The 19,265-nt window shown below is 38.9% G+C and carries 18 protein-coding genes; 9 read left to right on the top strand and 9 right to left on the bottom strand.

Annotated features, from left to right (window positions below):
- Positions 1 to 27: 27 nt before the first annotated feature.
- Entirely contained in the window at positions 28 to 399 is a 372-nt protein-coding gene (locus ACYVHJ_RS13225) for a UDP-glucuronosyltransferase (RefSeq protein WP_339903426.1), read from the bottom strand.
- A gap of 446 nt (positions 400 to 845) precedes the next feature.
- Here ACYVHJ_RS13225 and ACYVHJ_RS13220 point away from each other — a divergent pair, with 446 nt between their 5' ends.
- The 3 genes from ACYVHJ_RS13220 to rpiB are packed head-to-tail and all read left to right on the top strand — an operon-like array spanning position 846 to position 3,416.
- Positions 846 to 2,114 carry a serine hydroxymethyltransferase gene (locus ACYVHJ_RS13220; RefSeq protein ID WP_339903425.1) on the top strand — a complete coding sequence of 423 codons (1,269 nt, stop codon included), beginning with the start codon at positions 846 to 848 and terminating at the stop codon, positions 2,112 to 2,114.
- 11 nt (positions 2,115 to 2,125) lie between these two features.
- Positions 2,126 to 2,971, top strand: coding sequence for a twin-arginine translocase subunit TatC (gene tatC / locus ACYVHJ_RS13215; protein WP_460515511.1), 846 nt, complete (start codon positions 2,126 to 2,128; stop codon positions 2,969 to 2,971).
- A 10-nt stretch (positions 2,972 to 2,981) separates the two neighbouring features.
- Positions 2,982 to 3,416, top strand: a complete 435-nt coding sequence (gene rpiB, locus ACYVHJ_RS13210; protein WP_339903423.1) for a ribose 5-phosphate isomerase B — start codon at positions 2,982 to 2,984, stop codon at positions 3,414 to 3,416.
- 22 nt (positions 3,417 to 3,438) lie between these two features.
- On the opposite strand, the gene ACYVHJ_RS13205 is transcribed toward rpiB, so the two are convergent.
- Positions 3,439 to 4,809 (bottom strand): hypothetical protein, encoded by a 1,371-nt coding sequence (locus ACYVHJ_RS13205; RefSeq protein WP_460515508.1) that lies wholly within the window; start codon positions 4,807 to 4,809, stop codon positions 3,439 to 3,441.
- A gap of 121 nt (positions 4,810 to 4,930) precedes the next feature.
- On the opposite strand from ACYVHJ_RS13205, the gene rbfA reads away from it, so the two are divergent.
- The 4 genes from rbfA to purU all read left to right on the top strand — a co-directional run bounded on the left by rbfA (position 4,931) and on the right by purU (position 10,555).
- Positions 4,931 to 5,320 (top strand): ribosome-binding factor A, encoded by a 390-nt coding sequence (gene rbfA / locus ACYVHJ_RS13200; protein ID WP_460515506.1) that lies wholly within the window; start codon positions 4,931 to 4,933, stop codon positions 5,318 to 5,320.
- A 73-nt stretch (positions 5,321 to 5,393) separates the two neighbouring features.
- On the top strand, positions 5,394 to 6,617 hold the full coding sequence (locus ACYVHJ_RS13195; RefSeq protein ID WP_460515504.1) for an FtsX-like permease family protein: 1,224 nt from the start codon (positions 5,394 to 5,396) through the stop codon (positions 6,615 to 6,617).
- 97 nt (positions 6,618 to 6,714) lie between these two features.
- Positions 6,715 to 9,651 (top strand): DEAD/DEAH box helicase, encoded by a 2,937-nt coding sequence (locus ACYVHJ_RS13190; protein WP_460515502.1) that lies wholly within the window; start codon positions 6,715 to 6,717, stop codon positions 9,649 to 9,651.
- 49 nt (positions 9,652 to 9,700) lie between these two features.
- The gene (purU, locus tag ACYVHJ_RS13185; RefSeq protein WP_339905918.1) at positions 9,701 to 10,555 is read left to right on the top strand and encodes a formyltetrahydrofolate deformylase; all 855 of its coding nucleotides are present in this window, start codon (positions 9,701 to 9,703) and stop codon (positions 10,553 to 10,555) included.
- Positions 10,556 to 10,658: 103 nt separating this feature from the next.
- Here purU and ACYVHJ_RS13180 read toward each other — a convergent pair whose 3' ends face one another.
- From ACYVHJ_RS13180 to ACYVHJ_RS13165, 4 genes are all read right to left on the bottom strand, one after another.
- Positions 10,659 to 11,063 carry an META domain-containing protein gene (locus ACYVHJ_RS13180; protein ID WP_460515499.1) on the bottom strand — a complete coding sequence of 135 codons (405 nt, stop codon included), beginning with the start codon at positions 11,061 to 11,063 and terminating at the stop codon, positions 10,659 to 10,661.
- Positions 11,064 to 11,141: 78 nt separating this feature from the next.
- Entirely contained in the window at positions 11,142 to 12,296 is a 1,155-nt protein-coding gene (alr, locus tag ACYVHJ_RS13175) for an alanine racemase (protein ID WP_460515497.1), read from the bottom strand.
- A 4-nt stretch (positions 12,297 to 12,300) separates the two neighbouring features.
- On the bottom strand, positions 12,301 to 13,431 hold the full coding sequence (locus ACYVHJ_RS13170) for a zinc-binding metallopeptidase family protein (protein WP_460515495.1): 1,131 nt from the start codon (positions 13,429 to 13,431) through the stop codon (positions 12,301 to 12,303).
- Positions 13,415 to 14,122, bottom strand: a complete 708-nt coding sequence (locus ACYVHJ_RS13165) for a peptidoglycan DD-metalloendopeptidase family protein (protein ID WP_460515493.1) — start codon at positions 14,120 to 14,122, stop codon at positions 13,415 to 13,417. The genes ACYVHJ_RS13170 and ACYVHJ_RS13165 overlap by 17 nt, the downstream gene beginning before the upstream one ends.
- Positions 14,123 to 14,273: 151 nt before the next feature.
- Here ACYVHJ_RS13165 and ACYVHJ_RS13160 point away from each other — a divergent pair, with 151 nt between their 5' ends.
- Positions 14,274 to 15,230 (top strand): PALP domain-containing protein, encoded by a 957-nt coding sequence (locus ACYVHJ_RS13160; protein WP_460515491.1) that lies wholly within the window; start codon positions 14,274 to 14,276, stop codon positions 15,228 to 15,230.
- Positions 15,231 to 15,237: 7 nt separating this feature from the next.
- On the opposite strand, the gene ACYVHJ_RS13155 is transcribed toward ACYVHJ_RS13160, so the two are convergent.
- From ACYVHJ_RS13155 to ACYVHJ_RS13145, 3 genes are read right to left on the bottom strand one after another with little or no spacing between them, the layout of a single operon-like run.
- A complete protein-coding gene (locus tag ACYVHJ_RS13155) occupies positions 15,238 to 16,386 on the bottom strand; it encodes a cysteine desulfurase family protein (RefSeq protein ID WP_460515489.1) in 1,149 nt (382 codons plus the stop codon).
- 24 nt (positions 16,387 to 16,410) lie between these two features.
- Complete coding sequence (gene glmM / locus ACYVHJ_RS13150) at positions 16,411 to 17,799, bottom strand: phosphoglucosamine mutase (RefSeq protein ID WP_339902233.1); 1,389 nt, start codon at positions 17,797 to 17,799, stop codon at positions 16,411 to 16,413.
- Positions 17,800 to 17,848: 49 nt separating this feature from the next.
- Complete coding sequence (locus ACYVHJ_RS13145; protein WP_014019156.1) at positions 17,849 to 18,079, bottom strand: hypothetical protein; 231 nt, start codon at positions 18,077 to 18,079, stop codon at positions 17,849 to 17,851.
- 74 nt (positions 18,080 to 18,153) lie between these two features.
- Here ACYVHJ_RS13145 and mazG point away from each other — a divergent pair, with 74 nt between their 5' ends.
- On the top strand, positions 18,154 to 18,957 hold the full coding sequence (gene mazG / locus ACYVHJ_RS13140) for a nucleoside triphosphate pyrophosphohydrolase (protein ID WP_460515486.1): 804 nt from the start codon (positions 18,154 to 18,156) through the stop codon (positions 18,955 to 18,957).
- Positions 18,958 to 19,265: the final 308 nt, after the last annotated feature.

Below are 19,265 nucleotides of genomic sequence, written 5' to 3'. Positions count from 1 at the left end.
TTTAAGAAAGAAGGCCTAAAATATTATTCAAACGAATCCGAAATGGGTTCTCTTTTGATCAAAATAAAGCTTTAACTGTGGGTAAAGCGTGCTTTCCGCAACGGGAATGCCCAAGAGGGTTTCGTTAATTCCTCCCATTTCTCCTTTCTTATCCACCTCCATCGATTCTATCAGTAAAATCAATTCCTGTAATGGTAGGGGATTTCTGCATTCACTGGGTTTTATTGAATATTCATTTCCATAAAAATCGACTATTTCAAAATAAATTACTCCATCTACCGAAGTAGCAAAAATGCAGATTTCCTCTCCCCATTGACTTTCGGGATAAGTAAGCTTCGCTATCAGGGCATTGGTAGCGGTTTCATTGAAATACGTCTTTGGTTGAAAGTCAAAATTCATATTCAGGCAAATATATATCATTTAACCGCTAATTCGAAATAAAAACCAGGCACTTATCAATTGATTTGAGGTTATGGAAAATTTTCTTTTTAGTGGGTAGCTGTTGAATTTTCTCTTATTGCTAACTAAGGTCTAAGCATAATTTTTGACTCGTTTTCACTGATAAGGAGCTTGATGTTAAGATTACCGTTCAGCTTATTAATATTCTACAGTCCTCAATATTTCCAAAAAAGGCAATAATTTTCTAGAGCTGATATAATTGATAGGATTATTGTTAGCAAAAGCTTGAAATATATTGATTTTACCAACAATCAAATTGAAAAGACAATTGGATTATACATTGTTTAAGAGTAATTTTGGCATTCGAATTAGAATCAAGTCTGATTTACATTCTTTTTACGTAGGTAGGTAAGGATGTGAACTCAGTGAATAGAACAGATCATTACATGAAAAGAGATCAATTAATATTTGACCTGATAGCAAAGGAAGAGGACAGACAGAAAAGAGGAATAGAGCTGATCGCCTCTGAAAATTTCACTAGTAAGCAAGTTATGGAAGCAGCAGGGAGCGTGCTTACCAATAAATACGCTGAAGGTCTTCCCAAGAAACGGTATTATGGTGGCTGTGAAATAGTGGATGATATTGAGCAGATTGCTATAGATAGAGCCAAAGCTCTTTTTGGTGCAACCTGGGCAAATGTTCAACCTCACTCCGGAGCACAAGCCAATGCAGCAGTGTTTTTAGCATGTTTAAAAGCAGGAGATGCCATTTTAGGTTTTGATCTTTCACATGGTGGCCACCTTACTCATGGTTCACCGGTAAATTTTTCAGGAAAGCTATATGATCCCCACTTTTATGGTGTGGAGGAAGAAACAGGCGTGATAGACTACGATAAAGTTGAAGCACAAGCCAGAGAAGTTAATCCTAAATTATTGATTTGTGGTGCATCTGCTTACAGCCGTGATTGGGACTACGAAAGGTTAAGAGCAATAGCAGACGAGGTAGGAGCGATTTTACTTGCTGATATCTCACATCCTTCAGGGTTAATAGCCAAAGGTTTGCTCAATGACCCGCTCGAATTCTGCCATGTGGTAACCACCACCACTCATAAAACCCTTAGAGGTCCTAGAGGAGGTTTGATCCTTATGAGAGAAGATTTTGACAATCCATTTGGTCTAAAAAATCCAAAGGGAGAGTTAAGGAAAATGTCGGCTTTATTGGATTCAGGGGTGTTCCCGGGCACCCAGGGTGGTCCTTTAGAACATATTATTGCAGCCAAAGCCATTGCTTTTGAAGAGGCGCTTTCTGATGAATATTTGGATTACATCATTCAGGTAAAGAAAAATGCAGCAGTTATGGCTGAAGCATTTGTTGAAAAAGGTTATCAATTAATATCAGGAGGTACAGACAATCACTTGATGTTAATAGACCTTAGAAACAAAGAACTAACAGGCAAAATTGCCGAAAACACACTTGGTAAAGTGGACATCACCATTAATAAAAACATGGTTCCATTTGATACCAAGTCTCCATTTGTAACCTCCGGAATGCGTATTGGTACTGCAGCCATCACGACACGTGGACTTGTAGAAGCTGATATGTTAAAAATTGTGGATTTGATCGACCAGTCACTTATGAATCATGAAGATGAGACTAAGTTAGAAGAGATTAAAGCGGCTGTTAACGACTGGATGGTTCAATTTCCTTTATATTAAATTAGAAATAAGTGGCACTCGATCAATATAACGAAGAAGAGGAAGAAGAGAATGGCATGTCCTTCTTGGATCATTTAGAACAGTTGAGATGGCATTTATTGCGATCGATATCGGCGATTCTAATTTTTATGGTCCTTGCATTCCTTTCTAAGGGGTTTGTGTTTGGTCAGGTAATTCTTGGGCCTTCGAAAGTAGATTTTGTGACTTACAGAATGCTTTGTAAGTTGTCTGAACTATTTTATCTTCCGGCCCTATGTATTGAGAAGCTCCCTTTTATTATCCAAAGTAGGCAAATGACAGGGCAGTTTTCCATGCACATTACTTCCAGTTTGGTGGTAGGCTTGATTGCCGCTTTTCCTTATGTATTTTGGGAAGTATGGAGGTTTATCAGTCCTGGGCTATATGCAAAGGAGCGAAATGCTGCCAGAGGAGCAGTTTTCTTTGTGAGCCTACTGTTTTTCATGGGTGCAAGTTTTGGGTATTTTATCTTATCTCCACTTTCAATAAACTTTCTTTCCAACTACCAGCTTGATCCTTCTATTGCGAATGAGTTTGATATTACATCCTATGTGTCAACTTTATCCATGTTGGTATTGGCATCAGCAGTAATGTTTCAACTTCCGGTAGTTATTTATTTCCTGACCCAGGCCGGGCTTGTCTCTTCTGCCATGCTCAAGGCTTATAGAAGGCATTCCATTGTAGTGATTTTAGTATTGTCTGCAGTGATCACTCCACCGGATGTAATCAGTCAAATACTAATTGCCATGCCTATATTGGTGCTTTATGAAGCGGGTATCATCATCGCCAAACGTTTGGAAAAGAAACGCAGAGAAGAAGAGCTGGAAGACAAGTTATAAAACAATAGTTATGTCAGAAATAATTGCTATAGGAGGTGACCATGCAGGATTCACCTATAAACAAAAGTTGATAGAGATCCTCCAAAAGAAAGGTTACGAAGTAAAGGATTTTGGTCCTTTTTCAGAGGGGTCGGTGGATTATCCTGATTTTATCCACCCATTGTGTAATGCAGTGACTTCTGGAGAGATGAAACGTGGGATTATCATCTGTGGCAGTGGGAATGGTGTGGCCATCACGGCAAATAAACACCAAGAAATTAGGGCCGCTATTTGCTGGAATGAGGAATTGGCAGCCCTTTCAAGGCAGCACAATGATGCAAATTTAATCTCTATCCCGGCAAGATTTGTAAGCTTCGAATTGACAGAGAAAATGGTAGATACTTTCCTTACCACTGAATTTGAGGGCGGAAGACATGCCCGAAGAGTAGGGAAAATACCCTGTTAATATAATATAAAAAGTTTCAGGTTTATTCTTGATTACCCCTATATATCAAACCATTATTGGATTTGCTGTATAGGGGTTTTATTTTTGGTAGGTCATCGATCCATTCGTCGAAAACTCCTGCCTCATCAATAATGATTTCCGGCTGTTCTTTTTTTAAGTCTTGGTAAAACCTGATTTTTCTCTTCCTCTCTCCCATTTTGTCAAAATAGATTTCTGTAAGCCTGAAGTTAAGGTAAGGGCTGGCCATGTTTGTGTTTTGATAAGGTGCCAGGTCACTACCCAAAACCATTACTTTTTCACCGTCAGGGATAGCATGGGTAGCAGAATTCTCCAGTTTGTATTTACTAAAAGAATTGTCGTTTAGTAAATAAAAGGTCCAGCTGTATCCTATCAAAGGTATTATCAACAATAAGCTATATCCCAAAACATTTTGCGCAAGTTTGGTTTTGGCAATTGAGAAAAAATGGGTGATAAAATAGGCCAATACAGGTACAATACTGATAAACTGGAAAGGGCTTACCCTATCCATTAAAAAAAACATGGAAATATTTAAGAGAAGGAAAAGCATAAACAAATGGTTTTGCTTTTGCTGGTTGACCGTTAACCTTCGTAGTATATTGTTTTTCAAGTACCCCATGATTGCAATGATCAAAGGCAGGAAATAGATATAACTAAGGTCTTTAAAACTGACATGGTAGATTTTATCTAGCTTAAAGGCCAGGGTAAAATACAATTCAATAAAATTAGGTAAAGCGTCATGCCAGAAGAAAAACAAGGCACAGAAAGCCGTAGGCAATAAGAATGCTGTAAGAATCAGTGCAAGTTGCTGAAAAGAGAATCCATTGATAAGTAACCCTGAAAAAATTAGCAAGGGTAAAAATAAGAGATAGGGAAAGTGAAAACAAAAGGCTGTTCCGGCATATATTCCCATAAGTAACACAGAGGGTACGGTGTTTGTGTTAACAGAGGTTTGACTTAATAATTTAGATAAGGCCAACAGAACAAATGTGCTTCCCATTAAAGCTGGGGAGAGGGTCATGAAGTCAAAAGAAAGTTGGTACAATACCAGCATTATGAACGCCGGTAAATAATTGGATTCATCATAAGCATTGTTTTCAATGAGCATATGATTGGCGTAAAACACTTGAAAAAATAGGATGACAGATGCTATAATACGGAAGGATAGCCATGAGTTGGAAAACATAGTGCCATTCAGCCAGTAGACAATAGCTGAAAAAGGGCCCGTATTGTCAATGATTGCTACATAAAGTAAATCTCCTGACTTGATTTGCTGCCCTAATAGTTTCCAGATGAATTCCGGTTGCAAGGTAGGGATGTCCATTAAATAATAGGGTGTCTGCAATAAAATGAAAAGGAAAAGAATTCCTACCATTCGCAGTGGGTCATTAATTTTGAAAAATTCCAGCAAGGTCTATATTTATTTTAAACTCAATTTACGAAATTAAAGGTTACCCGTATATTTCACTAAATTTGTAACGATTAAATATTTAAAAATGGAAAGTAAACGACAACAAAAATATTCCAAATTGATCCAAAAAGAGTTGGGGGAGATATTTCAGAAAGAGGGCAGGCCAATTGTGGGTAAGGCCATGGTCACCGTTACTCGTGTTTTGATGAGCCCAGACTTGGGTTTGGCAAAAATTAATTTGAGCTTTTTATTGGCTGAACCCGCGGAATTAATCGAAAAGGTGGATGAAAACAAGAGCCAAATCCGGAAATTTCTGGGCAGAAGAATTGGTAAATCGGTAAGGATTATCCCCGAATTGGCTTTCTTTTTGGATGAGTCGGCTGCCTATGCGCAACATATGGATGGTGTAATCTCCAAACTAGACATTCCTGAAGCCCCGGAGAAAGAGAATGAAGATGATGAGGAAAACAATTAATTGTAAATACGGGTTAATATTTTCATTTTTAAGATTGTTTTTGCAAAATCAACTCGGCTAATTAAATCAAGCATTGAATCTCTCCTACTTTATAGCATCCAGGTATTTCAAAAGTAAAGCCAAGAAAAATTTTATCACCGTACTATCGAGAATATCGATGGTTGGAGTGGCTGTGGGAACCATGGCCTTGGTGGTGGTATTGTCTGTATTCAATGGGCTAGAGGACCTGATCAAAGGATTGTATGCCTCTTTCGATGCTGACTTAAAGGTAATGCCTATGGAAGGCAAATCCTTTGTAGTAGATGATGGCTTTCTAGGGCAAATAGAAGCCATAGAAGGTGTGGAAATTTTAACAGAGGTGATTGAAGACAATGCCTTGGTACGATACGGGGAGCATCAGGTCGTAGCCACTTTAAAAGGCGTTTCAGACAATTTTATCGCCCAAGATAGATTTAAGGCAGGGTACCTAAGTGGAGAGATGAGTTTGGGGGAAGAAAAGCGACCACAGGCCTTGATTGGGCGGGGATTGTCCTACTTTTTATTGCTCAATTTGGATAATGAATTTGAGTTGATACAGGTGTTTTATCCCAAGGATCCTAAATCGGGAAGCATTGACCCTTCCAGTATGTACAACCGGGAAGTGATACAGCCAGCAGGAATTTTTAGTGTTGAAAAGCAAATTGATGATGAGTATTTGATTGTTCCTTTAAATTTTGCTTCTAATTTATTGGAATATGGAAATAGGAGAACAGGCCTGGAAATAATGGTATCTCCTGATTACAATGTTCAAAAAGTGAAGGCAGAATTGAGAGATTTACTGGGAGAAGCGTTTGTAGTGCAAGACAGTGATGAACAGCATGCAAGTCTTTTGATGACCATTCGTTTGGAGAAATTATTTGTGTTCCTTACCCTTACTTTTATTTTGGCTGTGGCATCCTTTAATATTTTTTTCTCACTGAGTATGCTGGCCATAGAAAAGAAAAAAGACATAGCTGTTATTTTAGCAATGGGAGGGACAAAGAAATTGATTCGTTCCATTTACTTAAAAGAAGGGGCAATTATTGCTTTTTCGGGGGCCTTGGTAGGTCTGGTTTTGGGGTTTTTGATATGTTGGGTCCAAGACAATTATGGGCTGGTATCTTTGGGGGTAACTTCTTCTGTGGTAGATGCCTATCCGGTGAAAATGCAATGGACAGATTTTTTGTATACAAGTGTCAGTGTGGTAGTAATCACGATGATAGCCTCTTACAGACCGGCATTGATCGCCTCTAAAGTGAAGACTACCCTTCATCTGTAAGGTTTAAATGCAGTATTTATTTATTTCTTTTAAATAATTCTGTAATTTGCAAACTGCCAATTTTTAAAAAACACCATTTAGTTTAAATCTTGTTTTAATGAAAGTAGCTTCCGATAAGCCATTTGAAATCGTTTACTCCCTTTTTAACCATGAGTTATTAGGGATTCTTTTTGAATCTTTTGCTATCCAATTGGATGAAAAAGGGAGATTGTCATTTGCTTACCAGAACATTTCTTATCAAAATGCAAGAGAGTTTGGTGAGGGGCTTGATGATACCGATCTGGAATTAATTAAGCTGATGGACAGCATGCAGCAGGAAGCCATTGTCAAAAAGTACAATGTAAAAAACACCAAACCCAAGGAGTTTTTAAGGAAAGTCTTTGATCAAGAACATGCCACTCAGGCTAATAAGGAAGTTCAGAAACTTATAGAAGGGAAGCTTGAAATTACAAGGTCTAAGATTTTGGATAAAATCCAGAAAAAAAGGCTTTTTGAAATGGGGAATGACGGAAATCCGGTATGGAAAGAAATTGCTATCATGCCAGAAAAAGCCTCTGTTTTGTTTCATTTTAGAAGAAATGAAGAGAACACCCATTACTTTCCTACCATAAAATACCAGGGTGAGAAGCTGGAGTGGCAGTATAAGGGCAGTTATTTAATTTGCCATCAACCGGCTTGGCTAGTAGTGGACTCCATGTTGGTGAGTTTTGAAAAAGCGGTAGATGGAAAAAAATTAAGGCCTTTCTTAAACAAAAGGTTTATTGTTATTCCGCGAAAAGTGGAGGATTCTTATTACCGGAAGTTTGTCACGCAGCTTGTTGCTTCATTTGATGTATATGCCAAAGGGTTTGAAATAAAAGTAGCGCGAGACAATCCTGAACCTGTACTCTACCTTGGAGAGTTGCCCAGAAACCCTTCGGTGGATATGTTTGGCAAAAAGATCGCCGAGGAGGAAGAAGAGAAAATGGTATTTGACCTAAGGTATCATTACGGAGATTATTCTTTTAGGGCAGACCAAGTCAAGCCAACCAATGTTGAGATTGAGAAAATTGGTGATGAATATGTGTTCTATAAAGTAGTAAGAAACTTAAAAAAGGAAAGCTTCTACGGTGATTTCCTGAAGAATAATGGGCTAACAGTCCGTGCCGGGAGACAATCTATGCCCAAACGGGAAGCCTATGAATGGATTATCAACCATAGACCTCAACTAGAAGATTTAGGGATAAAGATCAAGCAAACCACCAATGATACCGGTAAGAAATACTTTATGGGTACTGCTAAAATTTCGGTTAAAATAAAGGAAAAAATTGACTGGTTTGATGTGGAAGCTGTTATTTCCTTTGGCGATTATGAAATATCTTTTCAGAAGTTTAGGAAGTTATTGCTCAAAGGAAATTCTGAAATAGAATTACCGAATAAAGAGGTGGGGATTATTCCAAAGTCTTGGTTTGTAAATTATGGGGAGATTTTTTCCTTTATTGAAGAGGAGCAGAATACCGATGGAAAATATAAATTAAAGAAACACCATATAGCCTTGGCTCAGGAGTTGGAAAAAGGCAACCTGGTCAAACTCGGCTTAAGCGAGAAATTAAATAAGTTAAAGGACTTTTCTACAATTGAAGATTATGAATTGTCTAACTATTTTAAGGGGACCTTGAGGCCTTACCAAAAAGCCGGATATAACTGGATGCGTTTCCTAAATGACTACAATTTTGGGGGCTGTTTGGCAGATGATATGGGGTTGGGAAAAACCGTCCAAACATTGGCTCTGTTGGCCATGGAAAAGGAGCGTTCTGAAGGAACCACCTCTTTGCTGGTCATGCCAACTTCCTTGATTTATAACTGGGAGCTTGAAGCCAGGAAATTTACACCAAAATTAAAAATCCTGATTTATACAGGTACTCAGCGGGTAAAAGATTGTAGGTTATTTGAACGTTATGACTTAGTGCTTACTTCTTATGGGATCACAAGATTAGATATTAATGTTCTTAAGGAATTTTATTTCAATTACATTATTCTTGACGAAAGTCAGGCCATAAAAAATCCAGACAGTATTATTTCCAAGGCTGTGGTGCAATTGAAAAGTAACCACAAATTAATACTTACCGGTACCCCGGTGGAAAATGGGACAATGGATCTGTGGTCACAGATGAATTTTATCAATAGAGGGCTATTGGCAGGCCAGACGGCATTTAAAAAGCAATTTTTATTGCCTATTGAAAAAAAGAATGACAAAGATAAAATATTGAAGCTCAATGCTATGATCAAGCCTTTTATCTTGAGAAGATTAAAGTCTCAGGTTGCTACCGACCTGCCTGAAAAAGTTGTAAACGTTAAATATTCGTCTATGACACCTGATCAGGAGCAGGCCTATGAAGATGTGAAGAACTACTTCAGAGAACAGATCATTGATGAAGCGGCAAAGATCGGTAAATCCCAAAAATCGCTTACCTTGTTGCGTGGGCTAACTCAATTGAGGCAAATGGCCAATCATCCCAGGATGGCAGATGATAGTTATAATGGAGATTCAGGGAAATTGGAAGATATTTCTCATATGGTGAAGTCTACTGTCAGCGAAGGCCATAAAGTTTTGATATTTAGTCAATTTGTAAAACATCTCAGCATTGTTAAAGATTTTCTAAATGATGAAAAAATACCTTTTGCCTATCTTGATGGAGCGACTGTAGACCGGCAAAAGGAAGTGGCTTCCTTTCAAGAAAATCCGGATATCAAAGTTTTTCTGATTTCCTTAAAAGCAGGTGGCGTAGGGCTCAACTTAACAGAAGCAGAATATGTATTTCTGCTGGACCCTTGGTGGAATCCGGCCGTAGAAGCGCAGGCCATTGATAGGGCTCACCGAATAGGGCAAAAAAACAAAGTCATTATATACAAATTTATCACTCGTAATTCTGTTGAAGAAAAAATAATGGAACTTCAGGAGCGTAAAATGGCCCTCGCAGGTGAATTGATTAGTACCGAAGAGAGCTTTATAAAGAGCCTGAACCAGGAGGATATCGTTGCTTTACTCGACTAATAACTCCCTTGCTCAATAAAATTAATTCATTCACAATAGCACTATAAAAATGCATACAGCCATTTTAATTGTACAATGCAAGGATAACAAAGGTATAGTAGCCGCTGTATCTCAATTTCTTTACGAAAACAATGGCAACATCTTAGCCGTAGATCAGTACATCGATGAAGAATTAGGTGATTTTTTTATGCGTGCAGAGTGGGAGCTGGAAACCTTTGCCATTGAAAAGGATTCCATTTTGCAAGAATTCAAAAAAAATGTAGGGATCAAATATGAAATGGAATATTCCCTTTCATTCAATTTTCCCAAACCTAAGATGGCACTTTTCGTCTCCAAATTATCGCATTGCCTCTTTGATATTTTGAGCCGATATTATTCAGGCCAATTCAATGTGGAGATTCCTTTGGTGATTTCCAATCATCCGGATCTGGAGCCAGTAGTAAAAGCATTTGGCATTCCTTATTATCATTTGCCTGTGACCAAGGATAACAAGTTGGAGCAGGAGAAAAAGCAGCTGGAACTGATGAAAGAGCATCAGGTAGACTTTGTTGTTTTGGCCAGGTACATGCAAATCTTATCAGGGGACTTTATAAAGAATTTCCCCAACAGCATCATTAATATTCACCATTCATTTTTACCTGCTTTTGTGGGGGCGAAACCTTATCATGCAGCCTATAAACGTGGTGTGAAAATCATTGGTGCTACCGCTCACTATGTTACCGAAGAGCTTGATGCCGGGCCAATCATTGAGCAAGATGTGGCACGGGTTCGCCACCACAATACCATTGATGAACTGGTGCAAATAGGTCAGGATGTGGAAAAGGTTGTCCTTTCCAAAGCCATCAAATACCACTTGGCGAGGAAAATTCAAGTGGTAGGCAATCGTACAATTATTTTTAACTAGGCATAAGCCATCCAAGACCTAAAAGATTTCTTGAAATTGTACTATTGTTCGCAGGCCATGCAGCTCTCTTTGGTGCAGGCAGCAGATTGTTCCGGATGCAAAATTATAGCTGCTCCAGTTCTACAAGAATATTTCCACTTTCATCTTGTAAGATGAGTTTGCCGGCATAATAGGAGTATTGCTTACTTGATTCCAGGTTGGATAAAAATCTTTTTTCCAGTTGCTTAAGTTTGCAGGACCTATTGTCTGTATATAAAGTAGAAAACTGAATCTGCTCCTCATTGTAAGTTGCGCCACCTCTATAATCGTTGCAACCTGCAAATCCACCGATTTCCTTACCGTCTTTAAACTCCAAAGAGAGTTTTGCCAATTCGCTTTTGCTCGCCGGTGATCCGGAGAGGTCTGTCACCTTCCAATCATGGTCGGCTAACTCTACCGGTTCTGAATTGCAAGAAAAAAGGAATACGGTAAACAATAGGAAAAGCCCTGATTTGAAATATAAATTCATTGTATGATGGGTTTTGTTATACATACGGGATTAAAATCCCTTTTTGAATAGTACCACAAACACCATTCTAAAAACGAATTATGTAACAATTTTTCTTGGAATATCATGAGGAAGCCTGGTCAATAGTTCATAATTGACCTGCTGAGTGGACTCACCAAAAGAGGCAACAGTAATTTCATTTCTTTTTTGGCGGCCAATGATGACAACTTCGTCTCCCTTATTGACTTTTTTCAGGTCTGTTACATCTATTGAAATGGTGTTCATGGTGACATTGCCAACCACAGATAGCACCTTTCCATGAATCAATACCTTTCCAAGATTACTTAGGCTTCTTCCGAACCCATGGCAATATCCCACCGGTACTTGGGCGATAAGCATATCTCTCGATGCCATATAGCTGTTGCCATAACCAATAAAGTCTCCTATTTTTATTTTTTTGAGACTCATGACTTGACTCTTCCAGCTAATTAGTCGCTTTAGCGGATTCTTTTTGTTGGGAGCCAGTTGCTTGAATTTAAACATATAGGTCTCTTGACTAGGCCAAAATCCATATTGAGCGATACCAATTCTTACCATGTCCATGATGGTTTCTGGGTAGCTTAGGGAGGCCGCTGAACATGCGGTGTGATACCTGTCAAAGCCAATTTCCTTACTATTGAACCAATCTTTGAATTTATGGTATAGCTTGATCTGGTTCTGTATTCTAACATAATTGGCCACACTTTCTGCACCAGCATAGTGGGTGCACAAACCACATAGCTGTATATGGTCGCTATTCTCTAGCAGACTAGCCAAGAGTTCTTCTTTTTCCTCCCATTCAAAACCTGTTCGATGAAAGCCTGTTTCTACCTCAATATGGATTTTTGCTTTTTTACCCAGCTCTTTGGCTTTTTTTATGGCTGCTTCTAGCCTATCCATTTCAAAACAATAAAAGCTAATACCATTGTCTATTAAATAGGGAAGGTTTTCATTTTCAACCATTCCCATTATCATGATCTGGCTGTTCTTTTTTGAAGCATTTTGAGCCCTAATGGCCTCATCTGTACTAAAAGCACTAAAATGCCTTATGCCTGCATTTTCAGCAATTTTTACAATATTTTCTATCCCATGACCGTAAGCATTTCCCTTAATTACTGAAGAGATGGTTACGTCTTCTCCTATTTGACTTTTTATAAACCGTATATTGTTATTATATGCACTTTTACTAATCGCCAGGAATGAGGTGTGCTCCATTATTTTAATGATTTAATCTTTGTATAATTGTGCAAAATATATCAATTCCCGTGGGTAGCAATTCATCAGGGAAGTCATAACTGTTTTCATGTAGTTGTGGATGGTTGACTCCGGCACCTAAACCAAAAAGATAACTTTTGGTAGTGGCCGATAATACTCCAAAATCTTCAGACCATCGAAATGGTTCTGTTGCCTGCCTTTTTTGCAATCCCAAATTATCGACTGCTTCGTTTACGAGATCACCGGCTTTCGTTTCATTTTCCACCACTTGAAATTCTTCAGTGAAACTAATGGAACATTCCAAGCCTTGATCAGCTGCAATTCTGCGTGATATGGAGCAAGCATTATCTGTCAAGTTTGCCATGATATCATTGTCAAAAGTCCGAAGGGTAGCCATCACTTTGGCCTCTCCCGGTGTGGTGCCAAAAGCCACTTCACCCAGTTGGACATGAATGATAGTTACCAAGGAAAAACCAGGCATCTGTTTTGGGAGCTCTTGTAATCCTGAAATCAATTGACAAATTGCATTTGCGGGACTTATGGCGTCTTCCGGGTGGGCTGCATGACTAGTTCTTCCCTTCAAGTCAATGATCATACCTTTAGAGGCAGCAGTAAATGCCCCTTTTTTTAATACCACTTCACCCAAAGTATAACCGGGGAGGTTGTGTAGTGCAAAGGCGAAGTCCGGTTTTATTTTATTATAATTCGGTGATGCTATGACATCTTTTGCACCCATTCCTGTTTCTTCAGCCGGCTGAAACAATAAGATCACTCGCCCCTTTTTTGGCCTTTGTTTACTTAATGTCAGTCCAATGCCACAAAGTATTGCCATATGTCCGTCATGCCCACAGGAATGGGCTACTCCTGGATTGTTGCTTTTATAGGTGAAGTCGTTATTCTCAGTGATAGGTAAAGCATCGAGTTCAGCTCTAAATAGCGTGCTTGGCCCTTTCTCATCCCCATTGAAAACAACGGCCAAACCATGCTCACCCAAGCCTTCTACAATTTCATCGGGTGATAAAGTTTCGAAATAGGACTTGATTTTTCGGGATGTGTATTTTTCTTCTCCTGAAATTTCCGGTTCCTGATGCAATTGTTTACGAAACGTGCTTATTTCTTTAATTATAGGATTCATTATGTAATTTTCTATTATTATTCTCAGCTTGTAAGCCAAGCCATACTGTTGGGTCCGGACAGTTATCTTGGTACCATTCCTTTTCTGTGCTAGAACATACGCCCGGATAGTCTCCTGATTTCCTGCCTAAATTTTTTATCAATTGAAAATGAAGGTGTGGAGGCCAATTGCCATTTTCCGGAGATGAACCAAGATGCCCAATTTTCTCTCCTTTCTCAAATGTCTGCCCTACTTTTAAATGCAGCAAGTCTTTATGGCTTAGGTGTCCATAAAGACTATAAATATTATTTCCTTGGAATGAATGCTTGAGGATTACTGTCGGCCCATAATTTCCAAAGCCCTTATTGTCCTGAAAACTATGGAGGACTCCATTAATGGGGCAATGGACTGCAGTTCCGGCAGCGGACCAAATGTCTATTCCAAGATGAATATTTCTGAATTTATTTGCAGCGCTGTCTTCAAACACACTACTTCTTTGGTAAATGCTGCGCATCTCCAAATACCCTCCAATGCCAAAAACCTTATTGTTTTGGGCCAATAGACCGGTGACATAACGCTCAAAAGCCTGCGTGTCTAAAAGATCAATTTCCTTTAAACTCAAATTGTTTGTGCTCATGTCTAGCCAAATGGTGTTGTTTCCATTCAGCACTTCTCCCATTATCGGGTAAAATTCCAGGTGATTTATTGACATATTGCTCAAATAATATGCAAATGTAAGTCAAAAATTTTTTTCAATATAGGGAATATAGTTTATTGCAAATGGACAGTGGCTATTTTTATTCTCAGTAGATAATCCTTGTGGATTAATTGTCCATTGTTTAGATAATCTGCAATTTTGAAATATGAAAGAACAGCCAAATATATCGGGCAATAGTATTCTAAAAGCAAGAGAAAGAATTGATCGTATGATACACCGCACTCCGGTGATGCTATCAGAAACCATCAGTGGAATGGCTGGTTGTAATTTGGTGTTTAAATGTGAAAATTTTCAAAAAGTAGGTGCTTTTAAAGCAAGGGGGGCAGCCAATGCAGTGCTTAAAATGGCTCCTGAGATAAGGAGCAAGGGAGTGGCTACCCATTCTTCCGGTAACCATGCAGCTGCTTTGGCTCGAGCGGCAAAAATGGCCGATATTCCGGCCTATATTGTGATGCCTTCAAATGCTCCTCAGGTAAAAAGAGATGCTGTGGAGGGGTATGGAGGAATAGTAATTGAATGCGAACCTAACTTAAAGGCAAGAGAGGAAGGATTAGAAGCTATAGTAAATCGGTATGGAGCCACTTTTATACCTCCTTACGACCATTCCGATGTGGTGGAAGGTCAGGCTACTTGTGCCCTAGAGCTTTTTGAGTCTTATCGATCTTTGGATTTTTTAATTGCCCCGGTAGGTGGGGGAGGCTTATTGGCTGGGACTGCATTGGCTGCAAAATTTTATTCTCCAACCACCAAAATCATCGGAGCTGAACCTGAGGGGGCTAATGATGCTAAAATGTCTTTTGAAGCGGGACATAGAATACCCGTACAATCGCCTAATACGATTGCTGATGGGCTGCTGACCTCTTTAGGAAAGTTGAATTTTAAAATTATTTTGAAGGATGTTGATAAAATTCTTACCGTTACAGATCAAGAGATTGTATCAGCCATGCGCTTGATCTATGAGCGTATGAAAATTATAATTGAGCCAAGTAGTGCTTTGCCATTGGCGGTTGTTCTGAAAAACAATGAATTGTTTGCCGATCAAAATGTGGGCATTATTCTATCAGGAGGTAATGTGGATTTGGCCCGATTGCCTTTTAAGTAAGCTTGATTTAAGGAAGGTACAAATCAGTCAATGTTTTTATCACACGATCAACTTCAGCTTTAGTATTGAAGCGGCTAAATGAAAACCTAACGTTTTCTCTACCTGGATTTGTGCCAAGTGCATTCAGAACATGTGAGCCTAGTTGAGCACCACTAGAACATGCAGACCCTCCAGATACGGAGATCCCATTTAGATCCAGGTGGAACAAAAGCATACCCTCGTTGCTTTCAGATGGAGGGAAGCTTACATTAAGAATGGTATACAGGCTTTCGTCGAGATTAGCCGACAAACCATTGAAGGTTACTCCCGGAATGGCTTTTATTATTTGATCCCTAAAATAGGTTTTTACCGCCAGAATCTCTTCTGCATGCCTCGCTTGGTTTTCATAAGACAATTCAAGGGCTTTTGCCAAGGCAATAATGCCGGCTACATTTTCAGTCCCTCCTCTAAAACTTCTCTCTTGGCCACCTCCATAAATTAAGGGGTCAATTTTTTTATTTTTATTGATATAAATAAATCCCACTCCCTTTGGTCCATGAAATTTGTGTGCTGAACCGGAGAGAGAATGAATTGGAATTGTTTTTAAATCGAGGGGGTAATGCCCCATTGTTTGAACTGTGTCTGAATGAAAATAGCTGTTGTGTCGTTCACACAGATCAGCTATTTTATTTATGTCATTCAGATTTCCAATTTCATTGTTTCCATGCATTAAACTCACCAAACTGTTGGGCTCACTCTCCAAAAGTTTGGTCAATTGCTCCATATTTAGCCTGCCTTCTTTGTCACAATCAAGCAAGCTTAGCTTTATATTCTGCTTTTCAGCCAATTGTTCTGCTACATGCAAAACGGCATGGTGTTCGATGGGAGAGGTGATGATATGTTTTATATCATAAGTGGCAATTGCCCCACAAATGGCCATATTGTCGGCCTCAGTGCCGCCTGAAGTAAATATGATTTCTCCGGGACTGACATTGAGTAAACCTGCAATTTTTTTTCTGGCTTTTTCCAATGCGGCCCTGGCATCCCTGCCATGACTATGCGCCGAGGAAGGGTTGCCAAAATTACTTTTTAGGTAAGGTAACATCTCCTCCAGCACACGTTCATCTAAAGAAGTTGTTGCTGCATTGTCAAAATATAGGCTAGCCAATTCATTCATGGTAAATGCATGGATAGTTTCAGATTATTTCTCTGAAATTATCTCTTTGATATCTAGGATAATTTTATTGGCCAAGTGCTCCGCGGTAGCTGAAGTTCCTGACTCAGAATAAATTCGTATAATAGGTTCAGTATTTGATTTCCTTAGATGCACCCATTCTTTGTCAAATTCTATTTTTACTCCATCAATGGTGTTGATAGGGTATTTTTGGTATTTGCGCTGAATTTTCTCCAAAATGCTGTCCACATTGATTGAAGGAGTAAGTTCAATTTTATTTTTTGAAATAAAATAACCGGGGTAACTGGCCCTCAGTCTACTTGCAGATTTTCCAAATTTGGCCAGGTGAGTAAGAAACAAACCTATTCCTACCAAGGCATCTCTACCGTAGTGGGATTCAGGATAAATGACTCCACCATTGCCCTCGCCGCCGATAATTGCATGGGTTGCTTTCATTTGATTTACCACATTTACTTCTCCCACAGCTGCTGCATTGTATTCACCTCCCCTAAGTTCAGTTACATCTCTCAATGCTCTAGTAGAGCTAAGGTTGGAGACTGTATTGCCTTTTTGTTGAGAAAGCACATAGTCGGCCACTGCTACAAGGGTGTATTCTTCTCCAAAAAAGCTGCCATCTTCATTTAAAAAGGCCAGCCTATCTACATCCGGATCAACTACAATTCCAAGATCAAAGTTACCATTTTCCAACTTTAGGGAAATATCTCTAAGGTGTTCCGGTAATGGCTCAGGGTTATGAGGGAAGTCACCATTTGGTTCGCAATACATTTTTTCAATCACCTCTACACCTAAAGCTGTTAATAACTTTGGAATAACCAATCCCCCTGTGGAGTTGACACAATCTATGACGATCTTGAATTTTCTCGCAGCAATGGCAGCAGGGTCCACCAGTTTCAAGTCCAAAACATGTTGGATATGAATGTCAAGGTAATCTTCTCTTTGGGTATAATTCCCTAGTTTTCTAACTTCTGCAAAGGTGAAATCTGCTTTTTCAGCCTTGTCCAGCACTTCTTTGCCTTCACTATCTGAAATAAATTCCCCTTGTGAATTGAGAAGTTTTAGTGCATTCCACTGAATGGGGTTGTGGCTGGCGGTAATAATGATGCCTCCTCCTGCATTTTCTCTAGGAACGGCAAGCTCCACAGTTGGGGTGGTGCTCAAGCCCAGATCAATGACATCAATGCCTAATCCTTGAAGGGTGCTTGCCACCAATTGAGAGACCATCTCTCCGGAGATTCTGGCATCTCTACCCAATACAATTTTTTTATTTGATGAATTTTCTAAAACCCAGGCCCCATAGGCAGCTGAGAATTTCACAATGTCTAAAGGGGAAAGTCCATCTCCTGGTTTTCCGCCTATAGTTCCTCTAATACCGGAAATCGATTTAATTAATGCCATTTAAAGAATTTAATGGAAGGTTATAAAAATGAGTATTGGATGATTGTTCTTATTTGAATTTGGCCATGACCTTGTCTACTTCGTTGTCAGGATTGCCACAGGAGCTTCCGTCGTCTACTTTTTTACCACAGTAGCCACAGGTTTCGCCTTCCTTGTTTAAGTAGGGGTTTTGAGAGGCACAAGTGCCTTTAAATTGTCCGTTTTTTAAGAATATTAACCTTACAGACATTAAAATGAAAAATAATGCCAGGAATGCCAATGTTAAATATACAGTTGTCATATCAATTTTATTTCTGCAAATTTACGTAATACTTTCAAAACGTTTATACCAAAATATAAGTTTCCTCCCTTTTTATGAATAATCCGGAAAAAAGGAAAGAGCAGTTAGCTGCTTTTGACAAGTTATTGACCATCATGGACGAACTCCGTGAAAAATGCCCTTGGGATAGAAAACAAACCATTGAGAGTTTAAGGCATTTGACTATTGAAGAGACATTTGAGCTTTCAGATGCTATCTTAGATAATGATTTGGAAGAGATTAGTAAAGAATTAGGTGATATTCTGTTGCACATTGTATTTTATTCACGGTTAGGTGATGAGAAGAATGCCTTTGATATAGGGAAAGTGATTGAACAGTTGAATGAAAAGTTGATTCGGAGACATCCTCATATTTATGGAGATACAGCGGCTGATAATGAAGAGGCAGTAAAGCAAAATTGGGAAAAGATAAAACTTAAAGAAAAAGGAAATACCAGTGTGCTCGGTGGAGTGCCACGGTCATTACCAGCCTTGATCAAGGCCATGCGTATACAAGAAAAAGCTCGCGGGGTAGGCTTTGATTGGGAAGAAAAGCAGCAGGTGTGGGGAAAGGTGGAAGAAGAGATGGCGGAATTCCGAGAGAATTTTGATGCCACTGACGAGGTGCCTGTCAATCAAGAGGAGGCCACCAAAGAATTTGGGGATCTTTTATTTTCCTTGATTAACTATTCCCGGTTTATTGGTGTAAACCCTGAAGAAGCTTTAGAGAAGACCAATAAAAAGTTTATCTATAGGTTTCAATACCTTGAAAATGCTGCCAAAGCTTCAGGAAAAACTTTGGCTGACATGAGTTTGGACGAAATGGATGCCTATTGGGAAGCTGCGAAAAATAAGGAATAATATACTAGAATTGAAAGAAAATTCTGAACAGAGAGTTATCCACTTTTTAGGCTTAGATTAAAATAGATAAAATATACTTATTTTAAGTTTTCCACAAAAACACAATTTTTTTAATTTTCATAAAATACTGAAAAACAAATGGTTATATGTTTAATATCGGTGTGTGTGGATAACTGATGTGAATTGTGGATAAATATTTCTTGCTTTTTTAATTCCTCAAATGCGCTAAATATAGGCTGTTTTGCATAGGTTACTCTCTACCTTTCCTAAGTGAATACCATTTGTTTTTTTTGGCTTATTTTATCTGA

The sequence above is a fragment of the Cyclobacterium sediminis genome (genome assembly GCF_054781075.1).
This window is presented reverse-complemented; position numbering and strand designations above follow the sequence as displayed.